The organism is Pedobacter sp. 10L46_2, assembly GCF_056395165.1.
Genome location: NZ_JBFTIZ010000017.1, coordinates 16,183 through 37,166, shown reverse-complemented (window position 1 = coordinate 37,166; position 20,984 = coordinate 16,183). Strand labels below are relative to the sequence as shown.

13 protein-coding genes are annotated in these 20,984 nt (G+C 38.8%); 8 read left to right on the top strand and 5 right to left on the bottom strand.

Going from position 1 to position 20,984, the window contains the following annotated elements:
* The 4 genes from AC1DDX_RS03675 to purL form a co-directional block, all read right to left on the bottom strand.
* On the bottom strand, window positions 1–3,186 hold a 3,186-nt coding region (locus AC1DDX_RS03675; protein ID WP_477621782.1), incomplete at its 3' end, for a TonB-dependent receptor.
* Window positions 3,187–3,298: 112 nt separating this feature from the next.
* Window positions 3,299–4,453: a FecR family protein gene (locus AC1DDX_RS03670; protein ID WP_288882297.1), complete on the bottom strand. Its 1,155-nt coding sequence runs from the start codon at window positions 4,451–4,453 to the stop codon at window positions 3,299–3,301.
* A 91-nt stretch (window positions 4,454–4,544) separates the two neighbouring features.
* Window positions 4,545–5,135, bottom strand: coding sequence for an RNA polymerase sigma factor (locus AC1DDX_RS03665; protein WP_288882299.1), 591 nt, complete (start codon window positions 5,133–5,135; stop codon window positions 4,545–4,547).
* 118 nt (window positions 5,136–5,253) lie between these two features.
* On the bottom strand, window positions 5,254–8,919 hold the full coding sequence (gene purL / locus AC1DDX_RS03660; protein WP_337715202.1) for a phosphoribosylformylglycinamidine synthase: 3,666 nt from the start codon (window positions 8,917–8,919) through the stop codon (window positions 5,254–5,256).
* Between the two features lie 78 nt (window positions 8,920–8,997).
* Between purL and AC1DDX_RS03655 the strand changes: the two genes are divergently transcribed.
* The 7 genes from AC1DDX_RS03655 (at window position 8,998) to AC1DDX_RS03625 (ending at window position 18,136) form a co-directional block, all read left to right on the top strand.
* On the top strand, window positions 8,998–9,702 hold the full coding sequence (locus AC1DDX_RS03655) for a tRNA1(Val) (adenine(37)-N6)-methyltransferase (protein WP_172663842.1): 705 nt from the start codon (window positions 8,998–9,000) through the stop codon (window positions 9,700–9,702).
* 55 nt (window positions 9,703–9,757) lie between these two features.
* Window positions 9,758–10,249 carry a metallophosphoesterase family protein gene (locus AC1DDX_RS03650; protein ID WP_288882302.1) on the top strand — a complete coding sequence of 164 codons (492 nt, stop codon included), beginning with the start codon at window positions 9,758–9,760 and terminating at the stop codon, window positions 10,247–10,249.
* Window positions 10,250–10,270: 21 nt separating this feature from the next.
* A complete protein-coding gene (gene fbp, locus AC1DDX_RS03645) occupies window positions 10,271–11,356 on the top strand; it encodes a class 1 fructose-bisphosphatase (protein ID WP_172663840.1) in 1,086 nt (361 codons plus the stop codon).
* Window positions 11,357–11,471: 115 nt separating this feature from the next.
* Window positions 11,472–11,978, top strand: a complete 507-nt coding sequence (locus AC1DDX_RS03640; protein ID WP_477621781.1) for a hypothetical protein — start codon at window positions 11,472–11,474, stop codon at window positions 11,976–11,978.
* Window positions 11,932–13,485: a sialate O-acetylesterase gene (locus AC1DDX_RS03635; protein ID WP_477621780.1), complete on the top strand. Its 1,554-nt coding sequence runs from the start codon at window positions 11,932–11,934 to the stop codon at window positions 13,483–13,485. The genes AC1DDX_RS03640 and AC1DDX_RS03635 overlap by 47 nt, the downstream gene beginning before the upstream one ends.
* Window positions 13,486–13,675: 190 nt before the next feature.
* Entirely contained in the window at window positions 13,676–14,980 is a 1,305-nt protein-coding gene (locus AC1DDX_RS03630) for a glucosidase family protein (RefSeq protein ID WP_288882306.1), read from the top strand.
* Window positions 14,981–14,992: 12 nt separating this feature from the next.
* The gene (locus AC1DDX_RS03625) at window positions 14,993–18,136 is read left to right on the top strand and encodes a GH92 family glycosyl hydrolase (protein ID WP_288882307.1); all 3,144 of its coding nucleotides are present in this window, start codon (window positions 14,993–14,995) and stop codon (window positions 18,134–18,136) included.
* A 2-nt stretch (window positions 18,137–18,138) separates the two neighbouring features.
* Here the strand turns inward: AC1DDX_RS03625 and AC1DDX_RS03620 are convergent, their stop codons facing one another.
* Window positions 18,139–18,870 carry a GntR family transcriptional regulator gene (locus tag AC1DDX_RS03620; RefSeq protein ID WP_172663838.1) on the bottom strand — a complete coding sequence of 244 codons (732 nt, stop codon included), beginning with the start codon at window positions 18,868–18,870 and terminating at the stop codon, window positions 18,139–18,141.
* A gap of 229 nt (window positions 18,871–19,099) precedes the next feature.
* Here AC1DDX_RS03620 and AC1DDX_RS03615 point away from each other — a divergent pair, with 229 nt between their 5' ends.
* Complete coding sequence (locus tag AC1DDX_RS03615; protein WP_172663837.1) at window positions 19,100–20,944, top strand: class I mannose-6-phosphate isomerase; 1,845 nt, start codon at window positions 19,100–19,102, stop codon at window positions 20,942–20,944.
* The last annotated feature ends 40 nt before the right edge of the window (window positions 20,945–20,984 follow it).

Here is a 20,984-nt window from a genome sequence, read left to right as displayed (position 1 = left end):
TCTCGTTGCTTTGAAGTGAATTCCATCTCCTGGATCGTCTGTAGATCTCCATCTACCAATCTGTTCTATCATCCCATTTCTATCACCATGATATATTCCAACCATTCTTTTATAGAAACTAAATAATTCTGCTCCATATGATGCAGTAAACTGAACTCCCAAAGAGAAGTTTTTATATGAAAAGTTATTGGTTAGACCGGTGGTAAAATCGGGATTATTGTTGCCCAAAATCGTTTTATCATTTTGGTCTAGAATACCATCCTTATTGATATCAGCGTATCTGCCATCGCCTATTTTATCTGCACTTAAGTGCGGATATTTGTTTAATTCATCCTGGGTAAGGAACACGCCTTCATATTTGTATCCATAAAAACTTGCAATAGGAGAGCCAACAGTTGTAATGAACGCATTATTTGCATTAGGAGCGCTGCCATAAATAGGACGGTTATCTGCTCCAACTTCCAATACTTTGTTTTTATTAAATGAAATGTTAAAGTTGGTATTCCACTTAAAGTCACCCAGAAGGTTTCTGGTCGTAACCAGGAATTCCATACCCCTGTTCTGCACTTTTCCGATATTTTGAATTTGGGTAGAATATCCTGTAATTACCGGTACAGGAACATTTAATAAAAGGTCAATAGACTGGCTGTCGTAAAAATCACCTTCAATTCTTATCCTGTCATTTATTAAGCCAAGTTCAAATCCAAGGTTATATTGTCTTGTTTTTTCCCATCCAAGATCAACGTTCGACATTGTGCTTGGGTTGGTAGTATTTTGAAGTGTTCCTCCGGTTGGATAGAAGCCTGAAGTTAGAAGACCAATAGCAGAATAATCGCCAATTCTGTTGTTTCCTGAAATACCAAAGCCTGCACGAATCTTAAGATCGCTTATGGCTTTAATGTTCTCCATAAATTTCTCTTCAGAAATTTTCCACCCTGCAGACAGAGAAGGGAAGGTTCCCCATTTTTTGTTCATACCAAAACGGGAAGAACCATCACCACGAAAGGTGGCTGTAAATAAGTATTTATTATCGTATGCATAGTTGATCCTGCCCAGATAAGAAATCATTGAATATTCTGACTCATCACTAGATAAGGCATACATAGTGCCTGCATTGAGGGTTGTAATCTGGTCGTTGGCAAAGCCACGGGCTTCGCCGTACATATTTTTCAGATTATGTTTTTGAGTGGTATAACCTACAAGGGCAGATAATACGTGCTTATCAGAAAAAGTACGGGAGTAGTTTAAGGTGTTTTCAATTACCCAGTCGAAATCTGATGCACGCTGATTTATACCTTTAGCTGGGCGCGGACCTTTAGAAGCATCAAAATCTATAAAAGAAGCTTCAAAGATCTTTTGCTGGTTGTCCTGAATTCCACCATTAATATTGATCTTATATTTTAGATCCTTAATGATTTCCCATTCAGCAAAAACAGTCCCCAGCCAACCATATCGATTTCTGGAATTTTGAACCTGCTCTGCTACACCGATTGGGCTTGCAACATCGCCGGCAAGTATTTCCGGATTTCGAACCATCGAACCGTATGTTCCATCATCATTCCTTACCGGAAAGATTGGGGGCAATTGCAGTGCAAACATTACCGGAGAGTATTTGCCGCTTTCCTGCTCTCTGCCTTTTGCTGAGAAGGCCAACATATTCATGCCAAGGCTCAGACTCTTGGTAACCTTAGAGTTGATGGCTGAGCGAAAATTAAAGCGGTCATAGTTTGTGCCTAGAACTATACCTTCCTGCTTGGCATAACTTCCGGAAAACATATATTGAGTATGTTCTGTTCCTCCAGAAACCGATAGTTCACTTTTTTGAGTTAAAGCTTTTCTGTATAAAAGATCTTGCCAATTGTTGTCGGGCATTTGTGCTACAGAGGCTGGGTCCAGAAAGTTGTATTTATATCCTCCCGTACCATCTGGTATCATATATTGAGTGCTTGCACCAGAGTACAGACTACGACGTGAGTTGGGGTCTGTAATGGAATGGGGTTGTTGGTTTGGATCTGATGTGATAATTTGTGCATCTAACCAAGCCTGGTTTCTACCATCAATAAACCACTGGATATATTGATCCCTGTTCATCATTTCTACTTCTTTGCCCAGTTCCTGAAATCCTATAAAAGTGTTGGCATTTATTGTTGGCGGGCCAACTTTGCCCTTCTTAGTGGTTACAATAACAACACCGTTTGCACCTCTTGAACCATAAATGGCTGTAGAAGAGGCGTCTTTTAAAACCTGAATACTTTCAATATCTGAGGTGTTCAATAGTCTGAATGCATTACCTTCCATTGGATAGCCATCTACAACATATAAAGGATCATTGGATTGGGTAATTGAGCCAACTCCTCTAACTCTTATGGCTAGTCCTTCCCCGCCAGGGGCACCGCCAGTTTGCTGAACCTGAACTCCGGCCATTTGACCGGCAATGGCCTCGCCAAAGTTTAAAGCAGGTCGCTCTTTTATGCTTTCTGCTGACACAGATGATACGGCGGTAGTAACGTCTGATTTTTTCTGGGTGCCATATCCTATAACCACCACTTCGTTAAGTGCCGAGGTTTCTTCTAGCAGGATTACGTTTATAGTCTGATCACTGCCAATGGTTACTTCTTTGGTCGTATATCCAACCATGCTAAAAACAAGGGTGCCAGTATTTTCTGGTATTGAAATGGCATATAGTCCTTCTCCATTTGTAACTGTTCCAATGGACGTTCCTTTTAATTTAATACTTACACCCGGTATAGAGATATTCTGCTTATCTACAACTTTTCCTTTTATTTCTTTAGCCTGAGGTTTAGTTGTTGAAGGAGAAAATACGGATGGCTCATCCTTCTTTTTGATAAGGATGTTTTTATTTAAGATTTTAAATGCAAACGGACTGTCCTTAAGACTTTCCTCCATTGTCTCTTCAACTGTAGAGTTTTTTACATTTAAACTGACATTTCTTTCTTTTAGATCATCGCTATTGTAAACTACGGAATATCCAGATTGTTGTTTAATAGCCTCAAAAATCTGTACTATTGGTGAGTTCTTTTTGGATATAGTAATTCTTTGTACTGGTTTTGCAGATACTTGCAAACAAGTGAGTAAAAGAAAGAGAATTGTTAAGGTAGCACTAAAATTTACTGAAAATTTAAGTAGTGGTATAGTAAATACCGTTTCATACTGGTTTAGCTTCATTTGGATTAAGTTAATACTTGGTTAGTAGTAAAAAACTGCGGTTCCGATTTTCGGAAAAGGGATAATTAAAGGTTTTTATATGTTAAACCTTTTCATTGGTTATTTAAGATTTCTATTTGGTTATAATTATTTTTTTTCTGTTTTGCGCGTTTACAATGGTATACTTCAGATCGAAGTAACTTAAGATTTCTAAGGCGTTTAATACATCTGTGTTTCTATGGATTTCACCCCAAAGTTTGATAACTGGTATTGGGCCTTTAAACTCGAAATCAACATCGTACCAACGTGCCAGTTGGCGAACCACATTCCTGATATCGGAATTTTGAAATTGAAATAATCCGTTTTTCCAGGCAATAACGCTTTCAGTTTTAACACTATTAACTTGTATAGCGCCGTTGCCTTTTAGGTGAGACTGTTGACCTGGTTTAAGTAGTGCTGATTTGTTGCTTTTAAGCTGTAGGATCCTTACGCTTCCTTCTAATAGTGTTGTTTCAGTTGTGGGTTCGTCTTCATAACTATTGATATTGAAATGAGTTCCGAGTACCTCTACTTCCTGATCTTGGGTTAATACATTAAATGGGTGGATTTTATTTTTTGCAACCTCAAAATATCCTTCTCCTTTTAGTTCTACTTCTCTTTTTTTTCCGTTAAAGGAGATTGGGAATTTTAAGGATGAAAGTGCATTTAACCAAACATGCGAACCATCAGGAAGGATAATTTGATATTGTCCGCCTTTTGAAGTTGTTATGATATTTGTGTTTTTGGGATTTACCAGGTTGACTTGATTAGAAATTTGAGCGTACGAAATTACTCCCTCTTTGATTTTGGTAATTCTCACGCCTCCCTGATCGGTTATTTTTCCAATTGGCGCAGTTTCCAGATATATTTTAGAACCATCTGTTAACGTCAGGAAGGTTTTATTGATACCTGTCGCGAAATTCTTTTGATCGGTTTTTGCTGGAGCCTGTACTACATAATTAGCAGGGGCAGGCTTTTTGAAATAGAAATACATGGCAGCAGATGCTGATAATACAAGGATCACAGAGGCTGCAATCCGCTGCCATAGGTATATAGTTCTTGTTTTATGTGGCTGTGGTAAGGCTTGGTAAACATCATAAAGGTCTTTTTTTATGATATCTTCTGTCAGTTCAACTTTAGTTTCTTTTTGAATTTTATTGTAAACAGATTCTATCCAGGCTATTTCTTCCTCAGTGCATTCCCCTGTCTGATATCTATTTAGTAGCTCTTCTATTTTCTTTTTTTCCATGCTGACGGATCGTATAATTGTCCTTATTAATCTAAAGACCTTTAAGAAATGTTCAGGGCGTAGAAAAAAATGAAAATTTATTTGGGAAGGCTTAAAGAAGCATTAATATTAGCAATGTAAACAGCACAAGAAAGGCCTCTAGTTTAAGTCTTAAAATTTTCAGAGCATTGTTTACCTGTTTTTTTACTGTACTCTCCGATAGGTCTAGCTCATTGGCTATCTCTTTATGAGTGAGGTAAGATTTTCGGCTCATATTCAGTATCTGTCGCATTTTGGCAGGAAGCTCATTGATATGGCTATCAATGATTTCTACAAGTTGTTTTTCTCTAATTGCATAGTCTGTAACTATCTGCGTTTCAGTTGTAGCGTTCTGTTGTAAGAGCGTTGAATATTTTGATTTAACTTGTTGGTGGGAGATAGTCTTTAGTGCCTTGTTACGAACTGCAACATACAAGTATCCGGCAAGATTTGTATTTAAAGTGAAATCCGATCTCCTGTTCCAGAGTGTGGTAAATACTTCCTGAACTAAATCTTTAACTTCATCTCTGTCTTGCAGTATTTTGTATGCACTATTATATAAAGCAGAGGAATAACGAATATATATTTCTGTGAAGGCAGCATGGTCATCCTTTTTGAACAAAAGAACCAATTCATTATCAGTATAAGATTGGTAGGATAACATAGTTATCTAAACATTGAATTAGATTTGGTTAAGAAGGATGGGAGCTATTGCTACACATCTGTTGTAACCAAATCTAATTAATTTTTAGACAAATGCAATAATGGAAGAGGCTGAGCTCTTATCCTTTATGCGTTTCAACCCATTTACGGGCGTTTACAAAGGCTTCCATCCAAGGTGTAACTTCATCTTTACGTTCTTTCGGATAATTTGCCCAATGCCATTGGAATAATGAACGCTCAATGTGTGGCATCATTACCAGGTGACGACCAGACTCATCACACATCATTGCTGTGTTATAATCTGAACCGTTCGGGCTTGCAGGATAAGTTTCATAAGCATACTTTGCTATGATTTGATATTTATCTTCTGAGTAAGGTAATTGGAACCTGCCTTCACCATGTGAAACCCATACACCCAATGTAGTTCCTGCCAATGTAGAAAGCATAACTGAATTGTTTTCTTGTAGGGTTAATGAGGTGAATATACTTTCGTGTTTACCACTTTCGTTATGCAGCATTTTTGGTTTTTCTGCATGGTCTTTATTGATTAAGCCCAGCTCAACAAAAAGCTGACAACCATTACAGATTCCTACAGATAATGTATCTGGTCTGCTAAAAAAGTTTTCAAGTGCAACTTTAGCCTTTTCGTTGTACATAAAAGCTCCTGCCCATCCTTTGGCTGATCCTAAAACATCGGAGTTAGAGAAGCCACCAACCGCACCAATGAACTGTATGTCTTCTAAAGTCTCTCTGCCTGCAATAAGATCAGTCATGTGAACATCTTTTACGTCAAAACCTGCAAGGTACATGGCGTTAGCAAGTTCACGTTCAGAGTTACTTCCTTTTTCACGAATAACAGCTGCCTTTGGTCTTGGTTTTGAAGCATCAATAACCGGTTTCTTTCCGTCAAACTGAGTAGGGAAGTTGTATTTAAGTATGTGGTTTTTGTAGTTGTCAAAGCGTTCTTTTGCTTTTACTGGTCCACTTTGTTTTTTATCTAACAGATAAGAAGTTTTGAACCATACATCACGTAAGTGATCAATGTCAAAAGATAAGGTATCTGAATTGTTTTTTACTTGTAAGCTTGCGGTTGAAGTAACTTCACCAATTTTGTGATAAGCAACATCATTTGCAGAAAGGGTAGCCTCAACATCGCTAGTTGCCTGGAATACGATGCCGATGTTTTCAGCAAAAAGTAATTTTATAATGTCTTGCTCACCTAAAGAAGAAAGATCTAATGATGCACCAAGATCACGATCGGCAAAGCAAAGTTCCAGTAAAGTAGTTATTAAACCACCGCTACCTATATCGTGTCCTGCTTGTATTTTGTCAGCTTTTATTAATTCCTGAAGTGTGTTAAAAGCATTTTTAAGTTGATCTGCATTTTTAACATCAGGTGTTTCATTACCAATTCTGTTTAAGATTTGTGCAAAGGAAGAACCACCAAGTTTATAAGTATCGTTAGATAGGTTGATGTAGTAAATTGAACCGCCATCTTTTTGTAAAACGGGCTCAACAACTTTAGTGATGTCGTTGCAATTTCCTGCAGCTGAAATAATCACAGTACCCGGTGCAATCACCTCATCGCTCTTATATTTTTGTTTCATCGACAAGGAATCTTTACCTGTTGGGATATTGATTCCTAAGCTGATTGCAAAATCAGAACAAGCTTTTACAGCTTCGTATAATCTGGCATCTTCACCTTCGTTTTTACATGCCCACATCCAGTTGGCTGAAAGGGAAACGCTTTTTAGTCCATCTTTTAATGGTGCCCACAGAATATTAGAAAGAGATTCGGCAATAGCAATACGACTTCCGGCTGCCGGATCAATTAATGCAGATAGGGGAGCGTGACCTACTGAAGTTGCGATGCCTTCTTTTCCCTGAAAATCTAACGCCATAACACCACAGTTGTTAAGTGGCAATTGTAGTGGTCCGGCACATTGTTGTTTGGCAACGCGGCCACCCACACAACGGTCAACCTTATTGGTTAACCAGTCTTTAGAGGCAACAGCTTCAAGTTGTAATACTTGTTCCAGATAAACATTTAACTGGGCTTTATCATAAGTAACCGGCTCGTATTTTCTATCAATGGTTTTGTCTTCCATGATTACCTTTGGAGAACTGCCGAACATGTCTTTCAGTTCAAGATCCATAGGTTTAGCGCCGGTAGTTGCAGATTCAAATGTAAAGCGGTGATCGCCTGTAACTGTACCTACAGTATACATTGGAGAGCGCTCACGATCTGCAATTTTTTGAAGTGTTTCTATATGTTCTTGTCCGATTACCAGACCCATACGCTCCTGAGATTCGTTACCAATAATCTCTTTAGCTGAAAGGGTAGGATCACCGACAGGTAATTTATCAAGGTCTATTTTTCCACCGGTTTCTTCAACCAGTTCAGAAAGGCAGTTTAAGTGACCACCGGCACCATGATCATGTATCGATACGATGCTGTTATGATCGCTCTCTACCATGCCACGTACAGCATTAGCTGCTCTTTTTTGCATTTCAGGATTAGATCTCTGAATGGCATTTAATTCAATTCCACTCCCAAGGGCGCCGGTATCTGCAGATGATACTGCAGCACCACCCATACCAATTCTATAATTTTCTCCACCCAGGACAACAATTTTATCACCTTCAGAAGGTTTTTGTTTTTTAGCCTGGCTGGCCTTACCATAACCAACACCACCAGCAAGCATGATTACTTTATCGAAACCAAGTTTGCGTCCGCCTTCTTCATGTTCGAATGTAAGAACCGAACCGGTGATTAGCGGTTGGCCAAATTTATTTCCAAAATCAGTTGCTCCATTAGAAGCTTTGATTAGGATATCCATTGGAGTTTGGTATAGCCATTTTCTTTCTTCAACACCTTTTTCCCAAGGGCGATTTTCTTCCAATCTTGATAAGGCAGTCATATAAACTGCAGTACCAGCCAAAGGTAGTGAGCCTTGTCCACCTGCAAGTCTGTCTCTAATTTCGCCACCTGATCCGGTTGCAGCACCATTAAATGGTTCTACAGTTGTTGGGAAGTTATGTGTTTCTGCTTTTACGGAAATTACGGATTCAAAATCGCTGATTGCATAATAGTCGGGCTCATCAGCACGTTTAGGTGCAAACTGCTGAACTACCGGACCTTTAATAAAGGCAACATTGTCTTTATAGGCAGAAACAATATCATTGGGGTTTTCTTCTGATGTTTTACGGATCAGCTTGAAAAGAGATGTAGGTTGTTCCACACCGTCAATAACGAATTTACCGTTAAAGATTTTGTGACGACAGTGTTCTGAGTTTACCTGAGAAAAACCGAATACTTCTGAGTCAGTAAGTGCTCTTCCAAGTCTTTGAGAAAGACCATTTAAGTACTCTACTTCTTCATCACTTAGTGATAAACCTTCCTGTTTATTATAGGCAGCAATATCGCTAACCTCAATAATAGGTTCCGGTTGTATATTAATAGTATATATGTCCTGATTAAGTTCCTTATATTTTTGAGATAACATTGGATCGAAGTCAGAAAAACCTTCTTCTACTTTATGAAATTCTTCAATCCTGATGATTCCTTCGATGGCCATATTTTGTGTAATCTCTACCGCATTTGTACTCCATGGAGTTATCATTGCTGCTCGAGGTCCGACAAAAAAGTCTGTTAATACGGTTTCTTGCTTTAATTTTGCACCGCCAAACAGCCATTCTAGTTTTGTAATATCAGTATCGGATAAGTTTTGCGCGGTTTGTAAAGCGAAAACTGTATTGGATTGATTGGAGAAGAAATAAATCATTGTAGTGTTTTGAGCCGCAAATTTAGCGTTAAAATTTTAAAACCGCGAGGTTAGAATGTAATATATTCGCAGAAGCGTATGGGAAGTATTTTTAAATTTAAGCAGTTTGAGGTAAACCAGTCGGGTTGTGCCATGAAAATTAATACTGATGGAGTGTTACTAGGCGCTATTGTTCAAAAAAATGACACTAAACAAATACTCGATATTGGAACCGGTACGGGCGTTATTGCTTTAATGCTGGCGCAGCGTTTTCCAGAGGCACTAGTTGATGCTGTAGAGATAGACGAATCGGCAGCATTAGCGGCTTCAGCTAATTTTAACAATTCTAATTTTTCTGCAAGAGTTAAAGCCCACCATTGTGCTATAGCATCGTATAATACTGATGTTAAATATGACTTAATTGTTTCCAATCCTCCTTATTTTGTTAACGACCTTAAAAATCCGGAACAAAGAAAAGGGATTGCAAGGCACGCTGATCAGGATTTTTTTGAGTTGCTGTTAATGAAAACTTCAGAACTATTAACTGATGATGGATGTATTTGGTTAATACTCCCGGTTAAGCAAGCAGAGTTTGTGGTTGCGGGGGCAGCAGCATTTAATCTGGCGCTGGGCGAAAGAATAAATGTTTGTTCTGATGAAAGTAAACCTGTTTTTCGCCATATCATTTGCCTCCAGCGGAAAGTGGTTGCGCCAAAGATTAGTAATTTCTTCATTTACGAATCTGAAAAAATATATACCGAAGCCTATAAGAGATTACTTAAAGATTTCTTGCTGGCTTTTTAATTGTATAAATGTCATTATACATAGCTTTGTTTGATACATATTAAGAACATATACTTTGACTAAGATAGGCCTGATTTCTGATACACATGGATTTTTGGATCCAGCGGTTTTTAAACACTTTGCCGATTGCGATGAAATATGGCATGCGGGAGATTTTGGACCCAATGTAGCCGAAGAGCTTGCCGCCTTTAAACCACTTCGTGGCGTTTACGGAAATATTGATGGTAAAGAGATTAGAAGCCTTTACCCTGAACACTTGCGTTTTAATTGCGAAAACCTTGATGTATGGATAACACATATTGGGGGTTATCCGGGGAAATATGCTCCGCAGGTAAAGGGTGAAATGTACACTAAGCCTCCGAAATTATTTATTGCCGGGCATTCACATATTTTAAAGGTGATGTACGACAAGAAAATCGATTGTTTACATATAAATCCCGGTGCAGCAGGAAATTCGGGTTGGCATAAGGTTAAAACTTTAATTAGATTTTCTGTTTCAGAAGAAAAAATACATAACTTAGAGGTCATAGAAATAGGCGTTAGATAACGTATTAAATACACTAAGTATATGTCAGGTATAAAAACACTGGGTCAATTTATAATAGAAAAACAGGCCGATTTCCCTTATGCAAAAGGAGAGCTTTCAAGATTGCTTCGGGATATTGGTATTGCCTCCAAAATAGTTAACCGGGAGGTGAATAAAGCAGGTCTGGTTGATATACTGGGAGCTGCCGGAACCATGAATATTCAGGGTGAGGGGCAACAGAAGCTTGATGTGTATGCCAATACGCAATTTATAAGTGCACTGACCAGTGGTGGTGAATGTTGTATTGTTGCAACAGAAGAGGAGGATGAGTTTGTGAAAATCGATTCACCAGTATCTAAAAATGCCAAATACATAGTGTGCATTGACCCGCTCGATGGTTCTTCTAATATTGATTGTAATGTTGCCGTAGGAACTATTTTCTCGATTTACAGAAGAAAATCAACAAACGGAGAGGCTACTTTGCAGGATGTTTTGCAAAAAGGAACGGAGCAGGTGGCAGCAGGTTATGTGATTTATGGATCCTCAACCATGTTGGTGTATACCACAGGTAAAGGGGTAAACGGCTTTACCTTAGATCCTTCCATCGGAGAGTTTTGCTTATCTCATCCAAATATGAAGATACCCCCAAATGGAAATATTTATTCCTTAAATGAAGGGAACTATGTCCATTTTCCGGAAGGAGTAAAAAAATATCTAAAATATGTTCAGGTTGAAGATGCGGCCACCAATAGACCATATACATCGAGGTATATTGGGTCGATGGTAGGCGATATTCATCGAAATTTAATAAAGGGAGGCATATATATTTATCCTACCACTGCCAGATCTCCTAATGGAAAACTGCGGTTATTGTATGAATGTAATCCAATGGCTTTTATCGTTGAACAAGCCGGAGGAGTTGCTTCGGATGGTTTTAACAGGATATTAGAAATAGAACCAACAGAACTGCATCAGCGCACAGCTATATTTATAGGGTCAGAACATATGGTTCATGTTGCGGAGTCATTAATGATGGAATTCTCTTCAGAGAAAAAATCAGATTCCCGTTATGTTTCTGGTACTGAGGCTAAACTAGAACAGATGGGGGTAGTGGGCGGTATAGATTAATAGATGCTTTTTGTTTAATGAAAATATATTAATATTTAATATGTTTGTGCATAGCGATATCTGGTTCTAATAGTTTATAACGATCTGGTATTGCATTATGTAACCAAATTAAACAATGAACATCTTGAACCTCAATTCCGTTAAATTCTTTAAAGGCGGCTTATTGCTTGCCTCATTATTTTTAAGCGCCGTTGTGCAGGCAAAGGTAACTTTACCTTCTGTATTTAGTGATAACATGGTTTTTCAACAAAAAACCAATGTTGCCATCTGGGGAAATACCGATGCAGGAAAAACTGTAAAGGTTACCGCTACCTGGAACAATAAAACTTATACTGCTAAAGCGGGTAGTGATGGAAAGTTTAAGATTGTATTACCGACTCCTTCCTATGGTGGGCCATATAATATCAGTATTTCTGATGGGGATGTTACTAAGTTAAGCAATGTGCTTATTGGTGATGTTTGGATTTGCTCAGGACAATCTAACATGGAAATGCCATTGGCAGGATGGGGGAAAGTTAATAATTATGAGCAGGAAATAAGCGATGCGAATTATCCGAATATCAGATTGTTGCACGTTGCACACTGTTCAGGTAACCAGCAATTCGCCGTTAAAAGATGCTAAGGTATATAATGATGGGTGGCAAGCATGTACACCAAAATATGTTGCGAATTTTTCTTCAGTAGCCTACTTTTTTGCCCGCGAGATCAATAAAAAAACAGGAGTTCCTATTGGATTGATAAATACCTCATGGGGGGGAACTATTGCGGAAGCGTGGACTAGTGCAGGTACACTTAAAACTATACCGGATTTTATGGAAGCAGTTAACAAAATTGAAACTTCCGGTAAAGATAAAGACGCCTCTAGCTTTAAACAGAAATTAGAAGCCTGGCAAAAGCTGGTATTAGATAAAGATGCTGGTATAGCTCAGGGTAAACCTGCATGGTTGGATGCTTCACTTGACGTTTCATCATGGAAAAGCATGGCTTTGCCTTCGTTATGGGAGAAGAGTGGGATGCCTGATTTTGATGGCGTTGTTTGGTTTAGAAAAAATATAACTATCCCTCAATCATGGGCAGGTAAAGAGGTAAAGGTTAATTTGGGTACTATAGATGATAATGACGTTACTTTTTTTGATGGCGAAAAAATAGGTCAAACAGAAGGATTTAATGTGCCACGTGCTTATACTATCCCTGCAAATAAAGTAAAAGCAGGAACATTTGCTCTGGTAGTAAGGGTGTTTGATGGTGCCGGTGATGGTGGTCTTTATGCAGATAAAAATATATTATCACTGGTGTCTGCAAATGGCGAGCGTTTATCGCTTGATGGAGATTGGCAATACAAGGTAGGGTTAAATTTAAAAGACGTAGCGCCTATGCCTGCTTCAAATGATGGCCCTAACAGAGTAACGGTATTGTATAATGCGATGATCAATCCGTATTTGCAATTCCCGATTAAGGGAGCTATTTGGTACCAGGGAGAAAGTAATGCCGGCCGGGCAAATCAATATCGCAAACTCTTTCCTGCAATGATTAAAGATTGGAGAAAAAGCTGGAATCAACCTAACTTTCCTTTTTACTTTGTTCAGCTCGCTAATTTTATGCAAGCAGTAAAGGAGCCAAAGTCGTCTGAGTGGGCAGAGTTAAGAGATGCGCAGCGTGAAACGCTTTCACTTCCAAATACCGGGATGGCCGTTTCTATTGACATAGGAGATGCAGTTGATATTCATCCAAAAAACAAACAGGATGTTGGTAAGCGACTAGCTTTTATAGCACTAGCTAAAGATTATGGGGTTAAAATTCCTTATAGCGGCCCGGTATACCAATCACAAAAAATTGACGGTAATACCATAGCATTAACCTTTGGATCTACCGATGGCGGTTTAAAGGCTAGTGATGGTGGAGAGCTAATTGGCTTTTCGGTTGCGGGTTCCGATCAGAAATTTCATTGGGCTAAAGCTGTAATAAAAGGAAATCAGGTTATTGTTAGTAGCGCTGAAGTGCCTAATCCTGTTTCGGTAAGGTATGCCTGGGCCGATAACCCACAGTGTAATTTTGTAAATGGTGCAGGCCTGCCGGCGTCGCCATTCAGAACTGATAACTGGCCCGAAATCACTTTGGGAAAAAAATAAAGCTTTTACTTAAGTTGTTTGAATCCCCCAGGTTACATTAAAAAATGTGGTCTGGGGGATGTTTTTATGCATAAATTGAAATTTAACACTGAAAAATTTGATTGCATAAAATTAATATGTAACTATGTATGTACAAATAGCATAAATCATTGCTTGTAACGAATCCTAAAACGTCTAATAAATAGCATATATGAGAATAAGAATACTAATGATAACTTGTTTAAGTGCTTTTGCCCTGAGTAAAAGTACGAATGGACAAAGTGTTTTATCCGCCAGTGTGTCTAAAAAAGTTGAATCTATTAAACCTTCCGCAGATTCCGTAAAGGAAATGGCAGAGACATTAATAAAGAAAGGTTTTACAGCCGGAGATGGTTATGGTGAGGTATGGATAAGAGATCTTAATACCTTTTTGACTGTTGCCTGTAAAGTGAATGATAAAGATCTTATAAAAAAACATTTGATTACTTTCTTTCAATTTCAGCAACCAGACGGGGGAATTTTAGACGGCTATATTCCGATAAAAAAAGGCGGTGTTTCATATGATTTTTATCATTCAGCACTTGCACCAGGTTATGCCGGGCATAAAAATACGGTAGAAACAGATCAGGAGACTTCTCTTGTACAAGCCATTGCTAAGTATATAAGAGGTACTGGCGATAAAACCATTTTGAAGGATACCGTTGCTGGGGCATCTGTACAAAAACACCTGGAACAAGCTATGGAGTTTTTGCTTACCAAGCGCTTCGAAAAGAAATACGGATTGGTATGGGGTGCAACAACTGTAGACTGGGGAGATGTTCAGCCAGAACATAGCTGGGGTGTTGTATTAGATTCTAACTCGCACAGAACCATAGATATTTATGATAATGCAATGTTCATAATTGCCATTAATGATTTTCTTGACATGGCAGATTTATCTTCAAAATCACAAAGATATTGGAAAGACATCAAAGGAAGCTTAGCTGCAAATGTTCGTAAACACCTTTGGGATAAAACCCAACAGAAATTTGTACCGCATATATATTTAAATGGTTCGCCATTTCCCGCATCTTTTAATGAATCGGAGATTTATTATCACGGAGGAACTGCAATTGCAATAGAGGCTGGTCTTTTAAGTAAAGAAGAAGTGAAAGCTGCTTACAATAAAATGAAGGAAAATGTGAAGAAAGCCAATGCCGCAACAATAGGTTTAACTATATATCCGGTATATCCAAAAGGGTTTTTTAAAAATACTGGCATGGGGCCTTATTCGTATCAGAATGGTGGAGACTGGACTTGGTTTGGTGGTAGAATGGTGTCTCAACTTATCCGTTACGATCTTCTTGAGGAAGCTTGTGAAGCCATGGCGCCAATGTTAGATCGTGTGATAAAAAACAAAGGCTTTTATGAGTGGTACACACCAGACAACAAACCTCAGGGCTCATCTAGTTTTAGAGGAGAAGCGGGGGTTTTGTGGAGTGCAATTACGGAACTTGAACAGAAGACTAAAAAATAATTTTGACAGCAAATGATGAGTAATTACCGCGACAATTTAAAGGTATTATTGTTAGCGATGCTTTTGAGCTTCGCGGTAGTACCATTGTGTGCCCAGAAGAAAGTGATCTGGGAGATAGGATCTTCGGATAATAAGGATGAAGATATGGCGCTTGCTCCTTCTGGGTATAAGCATTTTTTAGATCATGATTTTGGATGGGAAGACCGGTTTTTTCTTATTGGGTTTTCAAAACCTGAAAAGGATTGGCCATATGTTTTGCCTGGCCCAAAAGATGGTTGGGGAGGCACGGGCAGTACCTCTGGTTTAAGAACTCATACTGCAAACATATTGTTTGGACTAACCAGTTTTCCAGTGCAGGGAGAATGGAATTTTGTTATTGATTTACTGGGCTATCAAGGTGATTCTCCTCCGCTGCTTAAAGTGATCATCAACGGTAAAGCTTTTGTAAAACAGTTGCCAAAGTACAAATCAGGTCGGGTTGTTGAAGGTGATCTGAATGACGCAAAGGAATATAAAATAGAAATTCCGGTTCAATCTGGAATGCTCCGTAAAGGAGGAAACGAGATGGTACTTACTTCACTGGATGGTTCCTGGATGGTATTCGATCAGGTGAGATTGGAAGGCCCTCAGAGTGCAGTGTTGGTTAATAATAAAGCTATCTTTTTAAGGAATGTAAAAGCTGCTGAGTACGAGTTAACCAAGAATGGTAAACAGATTCAGCCATTGCTTGTAGATGCACAGCACCTTTCAGGAAACCCCGAACTTACTGTTAAACTAGACGGGAAACTTCTGTTTAAAGAAAAACTTGATAGTTCCAGATATCAGTTTGAGGTTCCGATGCCTGCTGTAATTACTCCAAAGCAAAGCAGGTACGAGATTTTTAGCAATGGAGTATTGTTGGAAAAGGGGACAGTTAAGCGATCAAAACAACAACAATTTACTTCTGCTGATTATGTAAATACCAGGATGGGTACGGCCCATTCGCGATGGATGATTGCTCCAGGTCCATGGATGCCGTTTAGTATGGTTAAATTGAGTCCTGATAATCAAAATGCCGGATGGACAGCAGGTTATGATCCGTCTTTTGAAAGTGTTGGGGTTTTTAGCCACATTCATGAATGGACTATGGCTGGCCTGGGGATGTTGCCTGTTAATGGTCCGCTAAAAATTAAAGTTGGAGATGAGCGTAAGGCTGGAGATGGTTATCGATCTCAAATTGATAAATCAACAGAGGAAGCGCCTTTAGGTTATTACAAAGTGATGCTTACCGACTATAACATTAAGGCCGAGCTAACGGCTACAACCAGATGCGGCTTTCAACGGTATACCTATCCTAAGGCCGGGAATTCGAGGGTAATGATCGACCTCCAGATCCCTGCAGAATATTCTTATCAATTAAAGGATGTTTCATTAAGAAAAGTAAGCGATTATAGGATAGAAGGTTTTACAAGGCAATTTACACCTAATGCATGGTCTGGTGATGTTAATCAGGATTATAAGATTCACTTTGTAATTGAGTTTGATCAGCCAATTAAAAAATTCGGTACCTGGTTAAACGACGATCTGAGTGAAAAGGATATTCTAAATGCAGGTACGGTTAAAGATGCAGGGGCGTATGTAGAATTTGATACGAGAAAGAACCAGGTAGTGCAAACACGTACAGGAATATCGCTTGTAAGCATTGAGAATGCCTCTCAAAATTTATTGAAAGAAGTTACAGAGCCTTATGGTTGGAGTTTCGACAAAGTTCGCAATGGACAGCGTGATGCGTGGAATAAGCTGATGGGGCGTTTGGCAATTACTACTAACGACAGGCGTGAAAAAGTAAGGTTTTATAGCAACATGTATCGCGCATTGGCTAGTCGTAATACCTGGAGCGATCTGGATGGCAAGTGGGTTGATGCTACACAAAAGATTCAGCAACTTAAGGATCCAAATGCTTTAGCTTTAGGCTGCGATGCTTTTTGGAATACATTTTGGAACCTCAATCAGTTTTGGAATCTTGTTACTCCGGAGTGGTCATCCAGGTGGGTTAAATCACAATTGGCGATGTATGATGCCAATGGCTGGCTTGCAAAAGGTCCGGCAGGAATGAACTATGTGCCTGTAATGGTTGCTGAGCATGAAATTCCTTTGATAGTTGGCGCATATCAGATGGGTATTCGAGATTTTGATGCCCAAAAAGCTTTTGAAGCCGTGTATAAAATGCAAACTACACCTGCCCAAAAAGTAGGATTGGGATTTGCAGGAAACAGAGACCTTTTACCTTATTTAAAACATAAATATGTGCCATACGATCAGGGAAGGTTCTCTAATACGCTCGAATATGCTTATGATGACTGGACTGTATCACAGTTTGCAAAAGCATTGGGTAAAAAAGAAGCTGCAGAAGAGTTTACGCTTCGGGCAAACTATTGGAAAAATGCAATAGATAAGGAAACAGGTTATGCCCGTTTACGTAAGTCAGACGGCTCGTGGTTTCCTGATTTTGACCCTTTTAAGTCAGGAGCCAATGAACAGTATGTAGAGGGGAATGCCTGGCAGCTAACCTATTTTGTGCCACAGGATGTGCCCGGACTGGCTAAGGAAATTGGAGAAGATAAGTTTGTAGAACGCCTGGAGTGGGGTTTTAAGGAAAGCTATAAATTACGCTTTAATGCCCCCGGCGATCAATACTGGGATTATCCGGTAATCCAGGGTAATCAGCAGTCTATGCATTTTGCCTTCCTGTTTAATTGGGTTAAGAAACCCTGGCTTACACAATACTGGAGTCGCTCAATTATAGATCGTTATTACGGGTTTGATGTATCTAATGCATATCTTGGTGATGAAGATCAGGGCCAGATGAGTGCCTGGTTTATTATGGTATCTATGGGACTTTTCCAGACTGATGGTGGCTGCAGCACTGATCCTATATATGAAATTGGAAGTCCGCTTTTTTCTAAAGTAACCATCGGGTTGGGTGAGCAATACGGCAGAGGCAAAACCTTTAGTATAGAGGCGCCAAATGTATCCAGATCCAATAAATATGTACAAAGTGCAACACTTAATGGCAAAGTATTAAACTCATTTAAGTTTCCAGCATCAGAACTGCTTAAGGGTGGTAAGTTAGTACTAAAGATGGGGGCAAGCCCCAATAAGAATTGGGGCCTATAATTTTAGCTTCTTCTGCTCTCTACGGTATAAATAAAGCTATCCGCCTTGTAGTATCCCAGGTTGTATTCTATAGGACGATCTGCCTGATCAAAGACAAAGCGTTTACGGAATAAGATAGGACTCCCAGGTTCTGTTTCGAGCTTTGAGGCAATGAACTTGTCAGCTGCTTTTGCACTGATCTCTTCTTTTGATAATTCCGAAATGATGTTGTAATCGGCTTGCAATATATCATAAAGAGGTCTTTTGAAATCCTCTTCACCTGTTAACCCTGTGCGGGGGTGAAAATAGGAAACAAAATATACAAAAGGGCCTTCAGGTTTGCCTCTTAAACGTTCAAGTTTTAATATTTTTTGATCGGTTTTGATGTTGAAGAAATTGGCAATTACTTCTTCAGGATAAATCCAGCTTACATGTAATTCAAAGTTCTTGATCGGAATGCCCCTGGCTTTCATTTCCTGAGAGAAACTTAGCCAGTTTGCAGACTTAGAACTGATCATGGCATCTGCTACTTTTGTTCCAACTCCTTTTTTACGGATTAACAATCCTTCATATACCAGTTTGTTTAAGGCCTGACGAAGTGTGGTACGGGAAATAGCCAGTTGATTGGCAAGGTCAATTTCATTGGGCAATAATTTGCCGTTTTGAAATTGAGGGTCTGCTATCATTTTACGCAACAACTCTTCTGCTTGTATATGCAGAGGAATGGGACTTTTATGGTTGAGTGCTAATTTCATATTTATATACGGCTTTAAGGTTGCCCTTTATATCTGTTTTTCTCTATTGCAATATTATGAAAATATATTTGCAATGGATTATTAAATCACTATGTTTGTACATATTTGGTTCTTACGTTGGATGTGATTTACCATTATTCGGCTTTTATGGTGATATTAAGCTATTTTTGTTGGTTTTTTATGTTTATACATATGTTTGGTTATTAATAAATAAAGGGTAGTTGAAATTATGATAGAAGCTTCTGAGGCTACAGAAAATGAAAAAATTCAAACTGGCAAAAGTATGAGTGAGTATAAATGGAGAAATAGCACGCAACCATTGTTGCAGCAACACGTATATGAGAGTTCCACAGAAGACAATAGTTACAACTCAATGCCCTATCACAAATTAGGGAAAGGTAAAATATATAGCGGCTTTGGTAGTTTAGTAGCCTGGATCATTGAACAGAAAAACGTGCTCATCGATGGATATGGAGGAGTATTTTTTAGCGATATTCAAGAAGAGGTTCAGAAGAAACTTGAAGAGAACGGTTTTTCTGTAAAATGGCATTTTACAGCAGATTATTTTAAAAGTGAATCCGAAGTAGAGAAAATGGTTAAGCCATTTTTAGGTGGCGCCGAAGATGTGTGGGGATTTAAAACCAACCTTAATCTTAAAGATTTCTTTAAAATTGATGAATTTTTAGCACTCGAAAAAGATGATCAGGCAGACATCAATATTGTAATTGGTATTGGTGCAGGTTTACTCAATTGGGATGCACCGGTGGTGTATTTTGATATCCCTAAGAACGAAATACAATACCGCATGCGAGCTGGGTCAATTGGGAATCTTGGGAATAATTTTAAAGACAAAGCCTTTAAAATGTATAAACGCTTCTACTTTGTAGATTGGGTAGTACTAAACCAACATAAGGCCGAATTGCTTGAAAAGATTGCTATAGTTGCAGATGGGCAAAGAGTAGGTAGGCCAAACTGGTTGTTCAAAAAAGATCTGGTTGATGGATTACATAAACTTAGCCACTCTGTTTTGCGTGCACGTCCCTGGTTTGAAAGTGGCTCGTGGGGAGGGCAATGGATGAAGAAACATCTGCAGGGCTTAAATATCAAAGAGGTCAATTATGCATGGTCATTTGAGTTAATCACGCCAGAGAATGGTATTGTGTTGGAGAGTGACGGAAACTTGCTGGAAATACCTTTTGATCTTTTAATGACGATTGAGTATAAAGCCATACTGGGTGAACATGCCAAACAGTTTGGTAGCTATTTCCCTATTCGTTTTGATTTTCTGGATACTTTTAAAGGAGGTAATCTGTCCATTCAGTGTCACCCATCAAAATCATATATCAGAGAAAAATTTGGAGAGACCATTACTCAGGATGAAACCTACTACATCCTGGATTGCGAGCCAGGTGCAAAGGTTTACCTGGGTTTTCAGGAGAATATAGATCCTCAGGAATTCAGAAAAGCATTGGAACTTAGCCAACTTAAAAAACAAGAGATTTTAGTAGAGAGATATGTACGTAGCTTTCCTTCGCGCAAGCATGAACTATATTTAATTCCTAATGGTACTGTTCATAGCTCCGGGATAAATAACATGGTGCTCGAGATTAGCGCTACTCCATATATTTTTACGTTTAAAATGTACGACTGGCTATCTCTTGATCTTAATGGCGAACCCAGACCGATTAATATAGAGCATGCCTTTAATAACCTTAGGTTTGAAAGAAAAGGTGAAAAGGTACCGAAAGAGCTAATTGCTAAGCAAGTCTTATTTGATAGAGGTGATGATTGGGAAATACTACACTTACCAACGCATAAGGATCATTTTTATGATGTACATCGTATTGAATTTGATACTGAACTGATTATTGATACTGAGGACAGATGTCATGTGTTGATGCTTGTTGATGGCACTTCCATTTCAGTTGAGATTGAAGAGAATGAGACCAATAAATTTCATTATGCCGAGACCTTTATTATTCCAGCGGCAACGCAGAAATATAAGCTGATAAATCATGGAACAGGAAGAGCAAAAGTGATTAAAGCTTTCCTTAAACATGATATTGAATTGTAAAGAATAACCTAACCTAATACCTAACCATTTATAAACCGAG

Coding starts and splice junctions, on each gene's coding strand:
- AC1DDX_RS03665 (WP_288882299.1), bottom strand. CDS start 5,135: ATGTTATCCTACCAATCTTATACTGATAATGAATTGGTTCTTTTGTTC.
- AC1DDX_RS03625 (WP_288882307.1), top strand. CDS start 14,993: ATGATGAGTAATTACCGCGACAATTTAAAGGTATTATTGTTAGCGATG.
- AC1DDX_RS03655 (WP_172663842.1), top strand. CDS start 8,998: ATGGGAAGTATTTTTAAATTTAAGCAGTTTGAGGTAAACCAGTCGGGT.
- AC1DDX_RS03615 (WP_172663837.1), top strand. CDS start 19,100: ATGATAGAAGCTTCTGAGGCTACAGAAAATGAAAAAATTCAAACTGGC.
- purL (WP_337715202.1), bottom strand. CDS start 8,919: ATGATTTATTTCTTCTCCAATCAATCCAATACAGTTTTCGCTTTACAA.
- fbp (WP_172663840.1), top strand. CDS start 10,271: ATGTCAGGTATAAAAACACTGGGTCAATTTATAATAGAAAAACAGGCC.
- AC1DDX_RS03630 (WP_288882306.1), top strand. CDS start 13,676: ATGAGAATAAGAATACTAATGATAACTTGTTTAAGTGCTTTTGCCCTG.
- AC1DDX_RS03640 (WP_477621781.1), top strand. CDS start 11,472: ATGAACATCTTGAACCTCAATTCCGTTAAATTCTTTAAAGGCGGCTTA.
- AC1DDX_RS03620 (WP_172663838.1), bottom strand. CDS start 18,870: ATGAAATTAGCACTCAACCATAAAAGTCCCATTCCTCTGCATATACAA.
- AC1DDX_RS03670 (WP_288882297.1), bottom strand. CDS start 4,453: ATGGAAAAAAAGAAAATAGAAGAGCTACTAAATAGATATCAGACAGGG.